The sequence below is a fragment of the Chitinophaga filiformis genome (assembly GCF_900102545.1).
In the GTDB taxonomy this organism is placed as follows: domain Bacteria; phylum Bacteroidota; class Bacteroidia; order Chitinophagales; family Chitinophagaceae; genus Chitinophaga; species Chitinophaga filiformis.
The window spans coordinates 197,387-213,766 of sequence record NZ_FNBN01000001.1; the positions used below are offsets into that span (position 1 = coordinate 197,387).

16 protein-coding genes are annotated in these 16,380 nt (G+C 46.2%); 2 read left to right on the forward strand and 14 right to left on the reverse strand.

All coding sequences use genetic code 11. The features are described from left to right. Positions 1 to 71: 71 nt before the first annotated feature. Positions 72 to 1,580, reverse strand: coding sequence for a hypothetical protein (locus BLR32_RS00800; protein WP_143011312.1), 1,509 nt, complete (start codon positions 1,578 to 1,580; stop codon positions 72 to 74). A 267-nt stretch (positions 1,581 to 1,847) separates the two neighbouring features. Here BLR32_RS00800 and BLR32_RS00805 point away from each other — a divergent pair, with 267 nt between their 5' ends. Further along, positions 1,848 to 2,780, forward strand: coding sequence for a TIGR01777 family oxidoreductase (locus BLR32_RS00805; protein ID WP_089828341.1), 933 nt, complete (start codon positions 1,848 to 1,850; stop codon positions 2,778 to 2,780). A 6-nt stretch (positions 2,781 to 2,786) separates the two neighbouring features. On the opposite strand, the gene BLR32_RS00810 is transcribed toward BLR32_RS00805, so the two are convergent. The 8 genes from BLR32_RS00810 to BLR32_RS00845 form a co-directional block, all read right to left on the reverse strand. After that, positions 2,787 to 3,986, reverse strand: coding sequence for an anthranilate synthase component I family protein (locus tag BLR32_RS00810; protein WP_245705326.1), 1,200 nt, complete (start codon positions 3,984 to 3,986; stop codon positions 2,787 to 2,789). Between the two features lie 111 nt (positions 3,987 to 4,097). Beyond that, positions 4,098 to 4,556 carry a hypothetical protein gene (locus BLR32_RS00815; RefSeq protein ID WP_089828343.1) on the reverse strand — a complete coding sequence of 153 codons (459 nt, stop codon included), beginning with the start codon at positions 4,554 to 4,556 and terminating at the stop codon, positions 4,098 to 4,100. Between the two features lie 100 nt (positions 4,557 to 4,656). Continuing rightward, positions 4,657 to 5,955, reverse strand: coding sequence for an adenylosuccinate synthase (locus tag BLR32_RS00820; RefSeq protein ID WP_089828344.1), 1,299 nt, complete (start codon positions 5,953 to 5,955; stop codon positions 4,657 to 4,659). A gap of 175 nt (positions 5,956 to 6,130) precedes the next feature. Beyond that, on the reverse strand, positions 6,131 to 8,383 hold the full coding sequence (locus BLR32_RS00825) for a RelA/SpoT family protein (protein WP_089828345.1): 2,253 nt from the start codon (positions 8,381 to 8,383) through the stop codon (positions 6,131 to 6,133). 53 nt (positions 8,384 to 8,436) lie between these two features. Further along, complete coding sequence (locus BLR32_RS00830) at positions 8,437 to 9,162, reverse strand: 2'-5' RNA ligase family protein (protein ID WP_089828346.1); 726 nt, start codon at positions 9,160 to 9,162, stop codon at positions 8,437 to 8,439. Between the two features lie 31 nt (positions 9,163 to 9,193). Beyond that, a complete protein-coding gene (locus BLR32_RS00835; RefSeq protein ID WP_089828347.1) occupies positions 9,194 to 9,955 on the reverse strand; it encodes a response regulator transcription factor in 762 nt (253 codons plus the stop codon). Positions 9,956 to 10,255: 300 nt separating this feature from the next. Further along, on the reverse strand, positions 10,256 to 11,716 hold the full coding sequence (locus BLR32_RS00840) for an alpha-L-fucosidase (RefSeq protein ID WP_089828348.1): 1,461 nt from the start codon (positions 11,714 to 11,716) through the stop codon (positions 10,256 to 10,258). Positions 11,717 to 11,762: 46 nt separating this feature from the next. After that, positions 11,763 to 11,942: a hypothetical protein gene (locus tag BLR32_RS00845; RefSeq protein WP_089828349.1), complete on the reverse strand. Its 180-nt coding sequence runs from the start codon at positions 11,940 to 11,942 to the stop codon at positions 11,763 to 11,765. 51 nt (positions 11,943 to 11,993) lie between these two features. Here BLR32_RS00845 and BLR32_RS33900 point away from each other — a divergent pair, with 51 nt between their 5' ends. Further along, positions 11,994 to 12,167, forward strand: a complete 174-nt coding sequence (locus tag BLR32_RS33900) for a DUF6728 family protein (RefSeq protein WP_176842115.1) — start codon at positions 11,994 to 11,996, stop codon at positions 12,165 to 12,167. A 27-nt stretch (positions 12,168 to 12,194) separates the two neighbouring features. Here the strand turns inward: BLR32_RS33900 and lpxB are convergent, their stop codons facing one another. The 5 genes from lpxB to BLR32_RS00870 form a co-directional block, all read right to left on the reverse strand. After that, entirely contained in the window at positions 12,195 to 13,304 is a 1,110-nt protein-coding gene (lpxB, locus tag BLR32_RS00850; protein ID WP_089828350.1) for a lipid-A-disaccharide synthase, read from the reverse strand. Positions 13,305 to 13,384: 80 nt separating this feature from the next. Continuing rightward, a complete protein-coding gene (locus tag BLR32_RS00855) occupies positions 13,385 to 13,687 on the reverse strand; it encodes a hypothetical protein (protein WP_143011313.1) in 303 nt (100 codons plus the stop codon). A 31-nt stretch (positions 13,688 to 13,718) separates the two neighbouring features. Continuing rightward, a complete protein-coding gene (surE, locus tag BLR32_RS00860; RefSeq protein ID WP_089828352.1) occupies positions 13,719 to 14,495 on the reverse strand; it encodes a 5'/3'-nucleotidase SurE in 777 nt (258 codons plus the stop codon). A gap of 167 nt (positions 14,496 to 14,662) precedes the next feature. Continuing rightward, positions 14,663 to 15,460, reverse strand: coding sequence for an ABC transporter permease (locus tag BLR32_RS00865; RefSeq protein ID WP_089828353.1), 798 nt, complete (start codon positions 15,458 to 15,460; stop codon positions 14,663 to 14,665). Between the two features lie 18 nt (positions 15,461 to 15,478). After that, the gene (locus tag BLR32_RS00870) at positions 15,479 to 16,372 is read right to left on the reverse strand and encodes an ABC transporter ATP-binding protein (RefSeq protein WP_089828354.1); all 894 of its coding nucleotides are present in this window, start codon (positions 16,370 to 16,372) and stop codon (positions 15,479 to 15,481) included. Between the last annotated feature and the right edge of the window lie 8 nt (positions 16,373 to 16,380).

Here is a 16,380-nt window from a genome sequence, read left to right on the forward strand (position 1 = left end):
ACATGAGACGGCTTTTTCTTTGTGAATATGCTATATACAGGCAACAGGTCAATTACATGCTCTTTGCCCCTTTAAAAGTCAATTTTTGCGAAGCAGATATAGTTCCTATAGATGCAGGGCACCAGTACCGACCGGCCACTGATCTGTTTACCATAGCGGGGCATCCAGGTGAAACCCTTGTCGAGGTTTCGTAAGGTTGGCATGCGGCTGGCTTTACCATCAGGCTGTACACTGTTGTCTGTCAGGATATAACTGCGCCTGTCCAGGTCATTAAACAGGAAACGCAGTTCACTGCCGATATTGACCATCAGGTAGGACAGGTACAGGTCTGACCCATCGTCATACTGGCTCTTGTGTACAAAATTACTCCAGAGCAGGTTACCGTCATTATCCAAAGAAAGCACTGCTATATTGTCGTAGTGAAAACGGTCCTGGGAGTTGTAATTGTTGTACCAGGGATTGTAGTAAAACGGTGAATACGGCGAATAATAGTACGGTGTATACATACCATAAGGGCCGTACATATAGTTCCAGCGGTTCCAGGGTTGGGTGCGGGAAGTAGTGTAGTAAGATTCTGCAGTAACGATAAAACCACCATTGGCAGTGTTAATGATCTTACGGATGAAGTAGTCGTTGAAAGCTGCGTTGGTGGACGATTCTCCTTTAGCGTTATTTTTCAGCTCGGGAGTGAACGCGACTTCCTTTTCATATAGCAGCTGCTTCTGTACATAATCATATTTACTGACGTACAGGCCTTCTACGTTACCTCTCTTCTGCTTATAGTAAAAGGCCGTGACCAGCACTTTTTTATTGTTGTTATCCACTTTCATTTTCACCTCATCCAGCAACTGGGTCTTGAGCTGCATTGGTACATTCTCAAAGGAATCTACTACAGCCCGTTTGATGATAAGGCTGCCGCTGACGATATAATCCCTGTTGCTGGTGCGCTCCAGTTTATTGAAGAGCAGGTCGCCTTCATTGGTGAGATTAAAGTTGCTGAGGAAAGACTTTTTACTTTCCATCGGCAGAGATACCCGGCTGTTGTTGATCAGTTTAAAGGCGCTGTCATACAGGAATGTATAGAATACGTTGTCGTTCTCCTTATCCTGGTTGATCTTATACACCATGATCTTATTCCTGTCTTCCGAGTACTCTACAGAGTACACTTTGTTCTCTTTGGAGTAAAATCCGATCCTGGTAGAATCCACTAATACCGGGGCATCAGCAAAGCGGGCATTACCGTCCATAGTAGCACAGAAACTATAAACAGCATCTTTACGCTGGAACTGGTACAACATGAATACTTTATCAGCATAGGCCACAAAATCGACACTGATCAGCTTTTTAGGCAGAAAATCCAGTTTTACCCGGCTTTTCAGTCCCATGGCATTATCATAGATAGAAACGACATAATCACCTCTATCGCTCTTATATACCAGTATATTCCCTGATACCCTGCCTATAATTTCGAATTCCGTGCTTTTGTAATCGTCCCTTTCCGGCTCTGTATAGGAGATCTTCTGAGCCATTACAGCCCCACTCCATAAGACCAGTAAAGCATAGAGATATAGAATGCGCATTGCTTATATTTTAAAAGGTTGCAAGTTTAGGCTATAGATTTAACGGTAAATCACTATCATTCATTGTGAAACAGGGGCAGGAAAACGTGGAGCATCTCCCACCAGCCAACACTAAAATACGTAATTACGAATTACGACGAACGAATTAGGGGTATCTTCCTCTATCGGGCCTTTTTAGTCCTGTTATTCAGGGGAAACAGGGGCACTGCTGTTATTCATCACTTTCAATTCGTAATTTCTAATGCTGAATTATGTATTTTTACGATTATGGATACGGTGTTAATTACCGGCGGCACGGGTCTCGTGGGCCGGGCGCTTACAAAGTTGCTTACAGACATTGGTTATAAAGTCATTATCCTGAGCCGGCACATGAGCAATGGCTATACGGATAATGAACTGGTCAGCTATGCCCATTGGGATGTTGCCCGTCAGACAATTGATGAAGCAGCTATACAACAGGCAGATTACATCGTCCATCTTGCAGGGGCTAATGTCGGGGATAAACGCTGGACTGCTGCCCGTAAAAGAGAGATCGTGAACAGCCGTGTACAGAGTGCCGGTTTGTTGTTCGATGCGCTCAGCAAATACCCTAATAAGGTCAAAAAGGTGATCAGCGCCTCAGGTATCGGCTACTACGGTGAGAATAAAAGCGGAACTGCCTTTACGGAAACCGATCCGCCATTCGGCGATTTCCTGGGAAATACCTGTGTGGCCTGGGAAAACAGCGTGCTGAAAATGCGGGAATTACAGAAAAAGGTGGTCATCCTGCGCACCGGCATCGCACTTAGCCTGGCCGGCGGCGCACTGAAGGAATTCTATAAACCTTTACAATTTGGATTTGCCACTATCCTCGGTAACGGGGAACAATATGTCAGCTGGATCCATCTTCATGACCTGGCCCGTATTTACCTGAGCACTATTGTGAATCATGACCTGGAAGGCATCTACAATGCAGCAGCACCGCATCCTGTACAAAATAAAGAGTTGGTAATGACGATGGCCCAGGAGGCCAAAGGAAGAAGTTTCCTGCCTGTATATGTGCCCACATTTGCCTTGAAACTGGCGCTGGGTGAGATGAGTATTGAAGTATTGAAAAGCTGCCGGGCATCCTCTGTCAAGATACAGGAAACAGGATTTGTATTTTCATACCCGGATATCCGTAGTGCGATGGAAAACATCTTCCAGGAGAAGGATAAATAGTCTGTATTAACCTTCCAGAATATTTTTCATGGCTTCCGCCTTTAACAGGCATTCCTCCCATTCCTTTACAGGATCGGCATAATAAGTAATGGCAGACCCGGTCTGGAAAGAAAGGTATTTCCTGCCGGCATTATACAGTATGCTGCGTATAACAACGTTGAAGTCAAAATCGCCTTCGGGGGTAATATATCCAAGGGCGCCGGAAAACAGTCCTCTGCGGGATTGCTCATATTGTTCAATCAGTTGCATCACACTCAGTTTAGGCGCACCTGTCATGGAGCCCATCGGGAAGGCCTGACTAATCACGTCTGTAAAAGATACTCCCTCTTCAAGGGTAGCCGTCACCGTTGAGATCATGTGATGCACCTGTGCAAAAGAATAGATACCGAATAGCTCTGCCACCTGTACACTACCACGTGTGGCGGTATGGGAAAGGTCATTACGTACCAGGTCGACCACCATTACATTCTCTGCCCGCTCTTTGCTGTTCTGCCGTAATTCCCTTCGGCGTTCATCATCAGCAGCGGGCGTCTCTGCGCGCCTGATCGTGCCTTTTATAGGTTGTGATATCACAAAAGCACCTTTCTTCTGCATGAACCGTTCAGGGCTGGAGCAGGCAAGGTACAGGTCATTTGTGCGGTAGTATGCTGCAAAGGGAGAAGGAGAAACGCTGTTCAGTCGTTTAAAAAGAGAAAGGGGGTGTACGATAGCGTCTTCAATGAAATTCTCCCTGCAGAAATTCACTTCATAGCAGTCGCCCCGGTGTATATGTTCCTGTAAGCTGGTAACGGCGTTGAGGTATTGTTGTTTGTCGAGATAAGCCTGCACTTTACCGGCCGGCATCTGCTGCACCTTTTCTTCTTTTGCTGCAAGACAAGCTGTATACACGCTACGGGCGTCTGCTTCGTTCATCTTCCATCCTCCTATCTGCACCTCGTTATTACGCAATAGCATGACGATACGGGGCCGGAAAAAGAAAAGGTCAGGAAAACCTACTCCGTCTTTATTATCGGAATATAAGCCCGGAAACACTTCGTTTTTGAGATCGTATGCAAGATGGCCGAACAGCCAGTCACGGTGGGTATTATGATACTGCAGTAATGAGGGGAATGCGTTGCCGGCATTGCAGGAAAGAGTATCCAGCGCATCTGCGGCCAGTATAGCTTCGTTTTGGTGGTAGATGGAAGCGTAGTTGTTATTATCCAAAAAACAGCAAATGTTGAACTGATTACTCCAATTCAACATTTGCTGTTTAAATAACTTTGGATCATTAACCGGGAAACCGTAGAATATCCTGATAATGCGTGCTTTTAATGCTTAGAAATCGTCGTCATCATCATCAAAGCCACCCCTGTCGTTGAACAGGCCCATGTCTTTGAATTCGTCGTCGATGCCCAGATCATCATCGTCGTCCGCGCTCTTTTTACCAGGGCGGCCACGTTTGCTCTTAGGTTTAGGCATGTCAAACTCTTCGAAATCAGGATCATAATCCTCATCATCGCTCTTGCCCCAATTATCATCCTCATCATCCAGATCGATATCATCATCCTCATCATCCAGATCATCCTCATCATCATCTTTCTTCTTTGACTTTGAAGGCGACTTATCTGATTTTTTAGAAGCAGCAGACTTACGGGGAGTTTCCTCCTCGTCCAGATCATCTTCATCGTCCTCCTCTTCCTTCTTTGGCTTACTAGCAGCTTTAGGCGTGGCTTTCGTAGTCTTTGGAGAACTAGTCTTTTTGGTCTCTTTTTCGTTATCAGATTTTGATTTCATAATAGGTTCACTTAAGTCTTTAGCGTATTACTTTTGCGTAAAGTTTTAACAGTTTTTTGTATTAGCCAAATTTTTTTTGCCGATTTTTTTCCGTACTTTTTTAAGCATTTTCCTGCTCCAGGATCTGGTCCCTGCCTGGTCCATTTGACACAAATTTCACAGGTACATCCAGGTAACTTTCCACTGCTTTTACGAAAGATTTCATCTCGGCCGGCAGCTCATTAAAGTGCCTGCTTTTGGCAGCTGTTTCGTCACTCCATCCTTTATGCTTCTCCCATACTGGTTTTACTTCTGCATCATTCAGCTGGTAAGGCATTGCTTTTGTCTGCTGACCATTGATTTCGTATGCAGTACATGCGTACACTTCATCAAATGCATCAAGTACATCACTTTTAGTCATGACTAATTGCGTAACACCACTCAGCATACAGGTATAATTGAGCGCTACCAGGTCTATCCAGCCACAACGGCGTGGACGGCCGGTAGTAGCACCAAACTCATTACCTTCTGCACGCAGCTTTTCGCCGGTAGCATCATGTAGTTCTGTAGGGAATGGTCCGCTACCTACACGGGTACAATATGCTTTCGTTACACCGATCACTTCCTTTATCCATTTAGGCGCTACTCCCAGTCCGGAACATACGCCGGCAGAGATAGTACTGGAAGAAGTAACAAACGGATATGTACCAAAATCTACGTCCAGCATGCTGCCCTGTGCACCTTCTGCCAGGACTTTCTTACCTGCTTTCAGTTTATCGTTAATGAAATATTCTCCGTTCACAATATTCATCTGTTTCAGGTAGCTCACTGCATCAAAGAACTCAGCTTCCCAATCAGCAATATCCTTTGCAATTTCAGCTTTTACTTCAGCAGTAAAGTCATATCCTGCCAGCAGATGCTGGTGTTTCTCTTTCAGTTTGTTATAACGTTCATTAAAATCAGCACGCAACACATCTCCTACTCTCAGACCATTACGACCTGTTTTATCCATATAAGCCGGTCCAATACCTTTCAGAGTGGAACCGATCTTTTCACTGCCTTTGGCTAATTCTGACGCTTTATCAAGTGCACGATGAGAAGGTACGATAATATGCGTTCTTTCCGCAATAAAAAGATTCTTTTTCAGATCAACACCCAAAGAAGAGATCTTATCGCATTCTTTTTTAAAAGTCACAGGGTCCAGTACCACACCATTACCGATCAGGTTAATGGTATTTTTGTGAAATACGCCGGAAGGAATGGTATGCAATACTACCTTCTGGCCATCCACATATAAAGTATGCCCTGCGTTGGGCCCACCCTGAAAGCGGGCTATGACATCGTATTTACCTGCAAAGTAATCCACAATCTTTCCTTTGCCTTCATCGCCCCACTGTAGGCCCAGCAAAACATCTACCATAAGAGTTGATATTGATTTTTAAAAACGAAGTGGCAAAATTAAGGAAAAATAGCACGAATCCGAATTAGGAATTAAGATTCGCGTACCAATAGGTTTGTCCGCAAAAAAAGACGGGCTACAGGATAAACGCCCTGCAGCCCGTCTTATTATTAACTAATCTTAATTTCTGATAGCCTTATTCGTCCTCCAGACGGCTTACTGATTGAATACCATCCAGTTTCTTCAGCCTTTCAAACAGTTCATCCAGCTCCTCCTTATCGTGTACGAACACCTTGATCAGCCCTTCAAACAGCCCTTCGCTGGATTCAATGGTCAGACCGGCAATGTTCACCCGCAGCTCACCGGAGATTACGTTGGTGATCTTGTGGATAACCCCTACATCATCCATACCAACGATCCGCAGCCCTGTCAGGAAGGAGATCTCCCTGTTCTTCACCCACTTGGTCTTCACCACCCGGTGGCCGTAGTTAGCCAGTAACTGAGCAGCATTGGGACAGTTGGTCCGGTGGATCTTCAGGCCTTCACTGGCGGTAATGAAGCCGAATACGTCATCTCCCGGGATGGGGCGGCAGCAGTTGGCCAGTTTATAGGCTATTTTGTCTGAGCTTTCCCCGAAGATGATCAGTTCCGCGTCTTTCTTGGAAGGGATCTGGTGTTTCAGATGATCTTCCGAGATATGTTCCGGTTGTTTTACTGCCGGCGGTTTAGGCGCCTCCAGCTTATCACCCAGTACGTTGAACTGCTTCAGCTCCTTCAGGTCGATATTCTTGACAGCGATCTGGTAATACAGGTCCAGCGGCGATGGCTGCTTATAGAACTGTACCAGCTCATTGATATTATGCTGACTATTGGAGATCTTCAGATGGTCCAGCTTACGTTCCAGCACATCCTTCCCGTCCATGGCCACTTTCCTTTTCTCCTCCTTCAGGGCATCCTTGATCTTGGATTTGGCCTTGGCTGTTAACACGTAGTTAAGCCAGTCTTCAGATGGCTTCTGCTTATTGGAGGTAATGATCTCCACCTGATCGCCGCTGCGCAGCTTATGGCTGATAGGTACCAGCTTATAGTTCACTTTGGCGCCGATACACTTGTTTCCTACCGCACTGTGAATAGCATATGCAAAATCGAGGGCGGTAGAATTTACAGGCAATATTTTCAGATCGCCTTTCGGAGTATATACATAGATCTCTTCAGTGAAGAGGTTACTTTTAAAGTCTGCCAGGAAATCCAGTGTATTGGAATCCGGATTGTTGAGGATTTCCCTGATCTGGGTGAACCACTGATCAAATTTAGCCTCTGTACTGACGCTCTGGTTACTGCCCTCCTTATAACGCCAGTGGGCGGCCAGACCTTTCTCTGCGTAGTCGTTCATCCTCTTGGTACGGATCTGCACTTCCACCCATTTACCCTGTGGGCCCATTACGGTCACATGCAATGCCTCATATCCGTTAGATTTCGGATTACTGAGCCAGTCGCGGGTCCTTTCCGGGCTGGGGTGATAAAAGTCCGTTATGATAGAGTAAACCTTCCAGCAGTCTGACTTTTCCTTCTCCAGGGGAGAGTCCAGGATGATACGGATCGCGAAGAGGTCGTATACTTCTTCAAATGTGACGCCTTTCTTCTTGATCTTATTCCAGATGGAGTGTATGGATTTCGGCCGTCCGTAGATCTCGAACATGAAGCCTTCCTCCTGCAACACCTCCTTGATAGGCTTTATGAATTCATTGATATAACGGGTACGCTCACGTTTGGTTTCTTTCAAACGTTTGGCGATATCCCGGTAGGTCTGCTGCTCAGTGTACTTCATAGACAAGTCCTCCATTTCGGACTTGATATTGTACAGACCGAGGCGGTGGGCCAGCGGGGAATAAATAAATACGGTTTCCGAGGCTATTTTGAGCTGTTTTTCGCGGCTCATACTATCCAGGGTACGCATATTATGCAGCCTGTCTGCCAGCTTTATGAGTATCACCCTGGGGTCGTCTGCCAGTGTGAGCAGGATCTTTTTGAAGTTCTCCGCCTGGGCGGTGCTCGTGTTGGAGTCGATCACGGTGGAGATCTTGGTTAGCCCGTCCACGATGTGGCATATTTCGGTCCCAAAGGCTCTGTCCACATCTTCCAGGGTAACTTCGGTATCTTCCACGGTATCGTGAAGCAAGGCGCATATGGCGGAGCGTACGCCCAAGCCGATCTCGTCAACGCAGATCTGCGCTACAGCGAGAGGATGTAAGATATAAGGCTCACCGGACTTCCGGCGCATTTCCTTGTGTGCGTCTGCCGCCATTTCGAAGGCAGTACGTACCAATTCGCGGTCTCCTTTCTTCAAACGGGGTTTAAGCGACCTCAGTAAAGCGCGGTAATGACGAACGATCTCTTTCTTTTCCTGTTCCTCGTCGAGGTTATATTGTTTTACTGCCACTGTTTCCATCTGCTATAAAGTTACGATTTTATTGCATAGGAAGCGTGGCAGAAACGTGCTAGTTACACCCCTCCCAGCCTGCATTTATGCAACACCTCCCAGGACGTACCGTTGTGGCGGAGCAGGTAGAGGTTACGGACCAGGAAGGAGGCATCGAAAGGACGATGCCGGTATTCTTCCATGGCCAGCTCAAACTCGAGATCGGACAGGTCTCTGAATGCCAGTGAAATATGTGGATTAAACCCATGGCGGGCCAGCATATGGCTGAATCCGAATTCCCTCCGGAGAAATTCCATCATCTGCTGGTGCAGGTATACCATCCCTGCATTCTTTTCCACATTGATATATAATACCTTTCTTTTAGTGAAAGAAAAGCCGCCGAAACCGTTCAGCTTTATTTCAAACGGCTGCATGGAAGCTGCAAATTCCGTTAATCCCGGGATCAGCCCCTTTTCCAGTGAGGGACTGGCCGTAAAAGGCACCTGTATAGTAATATGCGGCAATACTCTCAACGCCCGCCGGGCATCGTATTTTTCTGCAAACTCCTGTTTCAGCCGGATGATTTCCTTGCCGATTTCAGCATTGGGAAGCAGGGCTATAAAATAGATCTTGCTTTCTTCCTTTGGTGGTTTTATACGAGGGGGAAAGCGCGATCCGTTTTTGGGGCGGGAATTGCGGAACTGGTTCCCATTGTGTCTTTGCGCGCGATGATTGCGCTCATCACTCTCCGTACGACTGCCATTGCCCTGTTGCCGGTAGCGTGGCTGGTCATTTCTGCCGTAAGTCATTGTTTTGGTGGTTATGGGGTTTGGATATTTGCTAGTCGTCACCCTGATTATCTGTATCTGTTGACGTGGACTCGTCTTTTTTATCTTTGCTGCTTTCCAGGATGTTTAGCCGGATACCTACATTATGTAAGGTTTCCAGGGCTATTCCCGGCTGCATTTTAAAGTGCTTGCGTAAGCGGGTGATAAATACATCCATGCTTCTGCTGGAAAAGAAACTACTGTTTCCCCAGACTTTCAGCAGGATCTCATCCCGTTTTACCAGTTTATTGCTGTTCTCGACAAGATACCGTAATACCTTAGCCTCTTTTTTGGTAAGCGTAGCGAAGGCCTCCCCCCCTGTCTTTCTCAGCTCCTTCTCTTCATAGTTAAACCTTACATCGTCACCTAACTTGTAGATGCCGTCTCCCGGTACATCCTTCGGCAGCGTTCTTCGGAGGAAGACCCTGATCCGCAAGATCAGCTCGCGCATGCTGAATGGCTTCACCAGAAAATCGTCTCCGCCTATGCGGAACCCGTGGAGCCGATCTTCATCGGCCGACTTTGCAGAAACAAAGAGAATCGGTATCATACCGTTCTTTTTACGGATATCCTGCGCCAGGGTAAAGCCGTCTTTCTTAGGCATCATCACATCAAGTATACAAAGATCGAAATCGTCTCTTTGAAACTTTTTCCAGGCCACTTCACCGTCAAAACAGTGCACAACCTGGTATCCTACGGCTTCCAGCTGCTTCTTAATGATATTGCCGTATTGATAATCATCTTCTGCAAGGAGAATTTGTACGTTACCTACCATGCGTTAAGTTTTATACCCGGTTCAATTGATGTTAACAGACAATGTTGTTGTCTTTCATGACTCTGCTACAATATTGCTGAATAAACTTCTCATTTTAGTTAATGATTAGTTATTGAAGAAAATTTTTCTTGATTTGCCATGCTAAGGATCAACTTGAAATTGAACGGATTGGGTTATTCATAGATTAATTTTCACACATTCAGTTAGACAACAAAAAAAAACGGCTGCCTGTTCAAAGGCAGCCATTTTTTTTGTTCACAGCTTATGCAGACTGTTATCATTTCATGTGTTGATCGCTCTTTATTGCTCTACGGCAGAGAGTTGTATAGCCACTGCATGTTGCCATCCTTTCTGCTGTACAGCGGCAGGAATAGTGATCTGGGTACCTGTAGCGGTAGCCTTCCAGGAGATCTTTTCCTTTGCTCCCAGTACAGTCACCTTTGCTCCTTTTGCCGGTTTCAGGCCTTCAAAGGCTATCTGTGCAGGCAATTTCTCCCCTTCATCTAGCATATAAATGGCATATACGTTACCATTCTTTTTGCGGGTAAAACATACCTTTCCGTCTTTATACGGAGCTATTGAGCGGGTGCCATAGATGGCGTCACCATTGATCTTCATCCATTCTCCGATGGCCGTCATGGTGGTATAAGCCTCGTCATGCAGCTGGCCATCCGGGCCAGGGCCTACATTCAGCAGGTAGTTACCGCCTTTCGCCACAATGTCTACCAGGTTGTGGATGATCTTATTCACTGGTTTATATTTATCATCCGGTACATATGACCAGGAATTAGCCATTGTCATACAGGTTTCCCATGGATAGGACAATGGTTTTTCAGGGATCTGCTGTTCCGGCGTGCGGTAATTTTCAAACGGTCCATGTACGGAACGGTCTACTACGATCAGGCCAGGCTGATGGCTGCGGGCCATTTTAGCGATTCCAGCCATATCGATATCCTCATTCTGCTTTGTTGGCCTGGTGTCGATTTCTGCAGCAGTGATGTCATTTTCTGCCTTAACACCCTGTTTGCGGGCACGAACCCATCCACCATCCAGCCAGAGGATTTCGATCTTACCCATAGTGGTCATCAGCTCCTCGATCTGTTTATAGGTATAATCCTTAAAGTTCTTCCAGCGGTCAGGATATCTTGTTACATCATAGTTCACGTGCCTGTCTTTCGGAGGGAAATAAGGCCACCAGTAAAATTCACTATGCCAGTCAGGCTTGGAGAAATAAGCCCCCGTATGGAGTCCTTCCTTCTGGAAAGCAGTAAATACTTCTTTCGCCACATTCTTTCTCGGATCATTACGGAAAGGGCTTTTTGAACCAGCTATGCCATAATCGGTCTGTTTGGTATCCCACATACAGAAACCATCATGGTGTTTAGTTGTGAAAACAACATATTCCATACCGGCGCCTTTAGCCGCTTTCGCCCATTTGGAAGGATCAAATTTGGTAGGGTTGAAAGTAGTGGCCAGGTCCTCATATTTCTTCACGTACTCATAATATGGAATACCATAAGGCTTGCGCTGCGTCCATCCTTCATCTTCCGGGCAGATACTCCAGGACTCTACAATACCCCACTGGGAATAAGCGCCCCAATGGATCAGCATACCAAATTTCCAATCCTGCCATTCATCGAGCTTTTTCAACACAGCCTGATCGGTTTCCGGGATATAGGGCTGTTCCAGACCGTGGTCCTGCGCACTGGCTGTGGAAAAGGCCAATAGTGCGCTACTAAATAATAGAAATAGTTTTCGCATGATTAATTTTTAAATGTATCTGAGAACTTTGAAACTTCCTGCTATTTCATCCGGTTGCAGTAACAACCATACGCCGTTTTCCGGCAAAATTTTTCATAATGCTGATCCTGGCAAAGTAATATACATTCCTGTTCAATAACTCATTGTCCTTTACCTCTTTCCTATAGAATATTACCTTCCGGCCTGCTGTGCTGTCAGCAAATGCACCATACAACCTTCTCTTCATGAGTCAGGCCCCTGGTGGAATCAGGTGTATAAAAACTATCTTTGTATTATTATGAAAAGCATCTGGCAACAAATACTACGCTACCTCTACATAGGTAAAAAAGATCCCTCTGCGCCTAAATCCCGCTATGTATATATGATGCACGGTATGAACCGGATCTCTATTATCGTATTCCTGATCGCATTGATCATAATGCTGGTAAAACTATTTAGCCGTCATCATTAAGCGGCTATAACCATCTTTTGTTTTTTATTACACCTGTTTAGTGGCTTCTGCATAGATCACTTCTGCTGTCCGGCGACTGGCGTCCTTTTCTCCCAGCTTTGCCCACAGCGCTGCATAGTCGGCCTTTATACGGTTACGCACTGTGGTATCTTTGAGTAATAAAGTCAGTTCCTTCAGCAGATTTTCTTCATTGAGATCATGCTGGATCAATTCCTTTACAACAGGTTTGTCCATCACTAAGTTGACCAGCGCGATATATTTTACCTTGATCAGTCTTTTGGCGAAGAAATAAGAGATGGCGCTGCCTTTATAACAAACTACCTCAGGTACGCCAAACAAGGCAGTTTCCAGTGTGGCGGTGCCCGATGTAACCAGCGCAGCTTCTGCCTGACGTAAGAGGTTATATGTTTGTCCTTTGACTGTGGAAACATTAGGATGCGCTCCTGTCAGTCCTGCTATAAAATCATCATCAAGGCTTGGCGCCTGGGCTACAATGAACTGATGATCGGGGAAATGTCTGGCCATCGTGAGCATGATCGGCAATTTGACACTCACTTCCTGCTTACGGCTTCCCGGCAGGATGGCAATAATGGGTTTATCTGACAATGGCTTATCAACAGGCGTCTCTTTCGCCTCTTTTATTACCTGGATAAGTGGATGACCTACATATTCTACTTCATACTCCCACTTATTATAAAAGTCTTTTTCAAAAGGCAGGATACAAAGCATCTTGTCAACGCTCTGTCTGATCTTCTTTACACGGTTCTCTTTCCAGGCCCACACTTGCGGAGAGATATAAAATACGACCTTATATCCCAGTGGTTTGGCCCATTCCGCTATACGCAGGTTAAAACCTGCATAGTCAATCAGTACCAATACATCCGGCTGATACTGTTGAATGTCCTGCTTACAGAAATCCATATTCCTCAGTACCGTACGAATGTTCATCACCACTTCAATGAAACCCATGAAGGCAAGGTCCTTATAATGCTTTACCAGCGTTCCTCCCGCCTGTTGCATCATATCGCCACCCCAGCAACGGATATCCGCTGCAGTGTCCAGTTGTTTCAATTGTTTGATCAGATTGCTGCCATGGAGATCACCGGAAGCTTCACCGGCGATGATGTAATACTTCATAGGACAAATATAGCTTAGGAATCAGGAATTCAACACCGGTAATTGAGCAGACCGTGTATTATTCCTGATCCTCAATTGGCTTATCCATGTAATATCTTCAGTAAGATGATAGTGATGGCATAGAGCATGGTTACCAGGAAAATTCCCTTTGCAGTAACGTCTTTGCGGCTGCTGGTATAAAAATAGAACACCAGTCCGTTCAGCAGCAAACAGATGCTGATCAGTTTAGGCAGCATCTGACGATTGCCCATGATAAGGGTAATGAATTCACTCAGGGATTTATCCCTGGGCATAAATACCAGCAAATAGTACAGGAAAAAGGCGATCACTGGCGTAAATATACCCAGTACAATGCCTAGTGGGAGATTATCTCGTTTTAACATAGTAGGTTTTGAGAATGTGCGTTTATACACATCAGAGATTCCAGTCGTTCTCTATCTTCTTCTTCAGCTTATAGTTCGTCAGGTCAAATTGTACCGGTACAAGCGAAGCGTAGTTGTTGGCCAATGCATACACGTCTGTATCCTCTCCATTGTCGCGGTTAGTGAATTCACCCGTAAGCCAGTAGTATTTCTTACCACGTGGATCGCGGCGCTCATCAAACGCTTCCACCCATTTTGCATCTGCCTGACGGCATATCTTGATTCCTTTGTAATCTTCTTTTTTTACTACCGGTATATTCACATTGAACAGTGTACCTTCCGGCAATTCAGATTCCAGCATCTTTTTCGCCACCGTGTGGGCCACCTCCTTACATAAGGAGAAATCAGCACCGAAACTGTAGTCCAGGTATGAGAACCCAACTGATGGTACTCCTTCTATCGCAGCTTCCATGGCAGCAGACATTGTACCGGAATAGATCACATTGATGGAATGATTGGCGCCATGGTTAATCCCACTTACACAGATATCCGGCAGCCGATGCAGGATCTTGTCGCGGGCCAGCTTCACACAATCCACCGGCGTACCGGAACATTGCCAGGCCTCAATGCCTTCAAAAATATCTACAGGGTCCAGCCGCAGGGGCACTCCAATGGTGATTGCATGCCCTTTACCCGATTGCGGACTGTCCGGCGCTACCACTACTACTTTGCCCAGCGGGCTTACTGCTTCAATCAGGGCCCTGATACCAGGGGCCGTTACGCCATCATCATTCGTAACAAGTATGATCTTTTCCTCTTTTCCCTTCACAAACGTTGCTGTTTACTTTTCGAAACAAATTTAATATTCTTAACCGATAGTCCATAACGCACGGTCATGTAATAATGCGTAACAAACTAATAACGTAAAAGATAGGAGAAACATTACGACGCTGCGCCCCTATCTTTTACAAATAACATATAATTAACATGCCATATTTACAGGTCTGAGCGCAGCATCTTCCTGAATACCAGCCATACTATCAGTACAATATAGATAACCAGTACCGCAAGGTACACCTCGTTCTCATAAGGTCCCTTATAATTAGCATCTGCTAATTTCTCTACCTTTTCCAGTACGGGAAATGGCAGTAACTCGTCTCCTGCCTGCAGAGGAAACAAGCCACCAATATTGCCGAAATAGCGTTTTACAATAAAAACCAGCAGCTGTTCGAGGAACATCATATAACCTACGAACAGTATGATGGCCAGTCCGGTACGTTTCACCAGCATTGCCAGCAACAGGGCCAGCAATAGCATCACAATTATCTGCAACAGGTAATAGAACAGGTATTGGCTGTTTTCAAAGCTAAAAGGGGTATTTCCGTAAATACCACCGAAGATAAGTACCGTTACCAGGGAGGTCAGGAATGCCACCAGGGCCAGGCTGACTACCCAGAACAGCTTTGAGAGTACAAAATCTCTTCGTTCCCAGCCGTCAATGATGTTCTGGCGGTGGGTTCTATAGGTAAATTCATTTGTCACCAGTGTGATCAGCAACAGGCCGAAAATACCGGAGGTATATGAGCCTATGCTGGCTACTGTCTGCCAGACCATTGGAAAATCGTATACGGATGCTCCCAGCAGTTTCTGGGCATCCTTGGGAATTCTTCTGACAAAGATGTCATGAACGATGAAGTTTGGCGCCAGCACCGACAGCAGGCTCAGAACGATGAACACCCAGAAAGTACGGTAGTTCTTTACCTTCAGCCATTCTATTTTGATGATTTGCAGCATATATACGGTACGGGAGGATTAGTTATTGGTTAATTCCAGGAATGCAGTTTCCAGGCTCTTCCTGCTGATTTGCAGATGACTGAGCCAGATGCCCTGCTGAGCGCACCAGTTATTGAGCGCCGCCGGATCTACTGAGTCTTTGAAGGTCACCTGCAGCAGACCGTCTCCTGCAGGTAACAGCTGTACGAAAGCGGGGTGCTGCTGTATCAACTGCGCCAGCGCACGGCTATCGGCGCTGCCTATCTCGATAAAGTTATCCCTTGCCACGACTGCATTTACCGGTCCGGAGCCCAGCAATTGCCCTTTTCGCAGGATGGCCACATGCGTGCACACCTTTTCCACTTCATCCAGCAGGTGGCTGGCCATGATAATGGTCTTACCTGACTGTGCCAGCTGGCGGATCAGGTTCCTGACCTCAGCAATCCCTACTGGGTCCAGTCCATTGGCCGGTTCATCCAGTATCAGCACCTGCGGGTCTCCCAGCAGGGCTGCCGCTATGGCCAAACGCTGCTTCATACCCAGGGAATAGGTCTTAAAGGCCGAATGCTGTCGGGCCGTCAATCCGGCCAGTTCCAGGACCCGGGGAATATCCGCTTCGCTTTGTTGTTTGATATTGGCCACTATCTGCAGGTTCCGGTAGCCGGAGAGATAATGGTAAAAGTTGGGCGTCTCCAGCAGGGTACCGATCTTCCGCCGCTGCAGGGCAGAAGGCGATTCATCCATCAGGGTAAAGGAACCGGTATCTGCTTTCAGCACATCGGTAACAATACCCAGCAGGGTAGTTTTCCCACTCCCGTTCGGGCCCAGGATACCGAATACACAATTGGTGGGAATATCAAATGATACCCCTGACAATGCCTGTACAGCACCGTATTTTTTTGAAATGTTCTGTAGGGAGAGAATAGTTGACATTAAGACGG

Coding starts and splice junctions, on each gene's coding strand:
- BLR32_RS00800 (WP_143011312.1), bottom strand. CDS start 1,580: ATGCGCATTCTATATCTCTATGCTTTACTGGTCTTATGGAGTGGGGCT.
- BLR32_RS00805 (WP_089828341.1), top strand. CDS start 1,848: ATGGATACGGTGTTAATTACCGGCGGCACGGGTCTCGTGGGCCGGGCG.
- BLR32_RS00815 (WP_089828343.1), bottom strand. CDS start 4,556: ATGAAATCAAAATCTGATAACGAAAAAGAGACCAAAAAGACTAGTTCT.
- BLR32_RS00820 (WP_089828344.1), bottom strand. CDS start 5,955: ATGGTAGATGTTTTGCTGGGCCTACAGTGGGGCGATGAAGGCAAAGGA.
- BLR32_RS00825 (WP_089828345.1), bottom strand. CDS start 8,383: ATGGAAACAGTGGCAGTAAAACAATATAACCTCGACGAGGAACAGGAA.
- BLR32_RS00830 (WP_089828346.1), bottom strand. CDS start 9,162: ATGACTTACGGCAGAAATGACCAGCCACGCTACCGGCAACAGGGCAAT.
- BLR32_RS00835 (WP_089828347.1), bottom strand. CDS start 9,955: ATGGTAGGTAACGTACAAATTCTCCTTGCAGAAGATGATTATCAATAC.
- BLR32_RS00840 (WP_089828348.1), bottom strand. CDS start 11,716: ATGCGAAAACTATTTCTATTATTTAGTAGCGCACTATTGGCCTTTTCC.
- BLR32_RS00845 (WP_089828349.1), bottom strand. CDS start 11,942: ATGAAGAGAAGGTTGTATGGTGCATTTGCTGACAGCACAGCAGGCCGG.
- BLR32_RS33900 (WP_176842115.1), top strand. CDS start 11,994: ATGAAAAGCATCTGGCAACAAATACTACGCTACCTCTACATAGGTAAA.
- lpxB (WP_089828350.1), bottom strand. CDS start 13,304: ATGAAGTATTACATCATCGCCGGTGAAGCTTCCGGTGATCTCCATGGC.
- BLR32_RS00855 (WP_143011313.1), bottom strand. CDS start 13,687: ATGTTAAAACGAGATAATCTCCCACTAGGCATTGTACTGGGTATATTT.
- BLR32_RS00865 (WP_089828353.1), bottom strand. CDS start 15,460: ATGCTGCAAATCATCAAAATAGAATGGCTGAAGGTAAAGAACTACCGT.
- BLR32_RS00870 (WP_089828354.1), bottom strand. CDS start 16,372: ATGTCAACTATTCTCTCCCTACAGAACATTTCAAAAAAATACGGTGCT.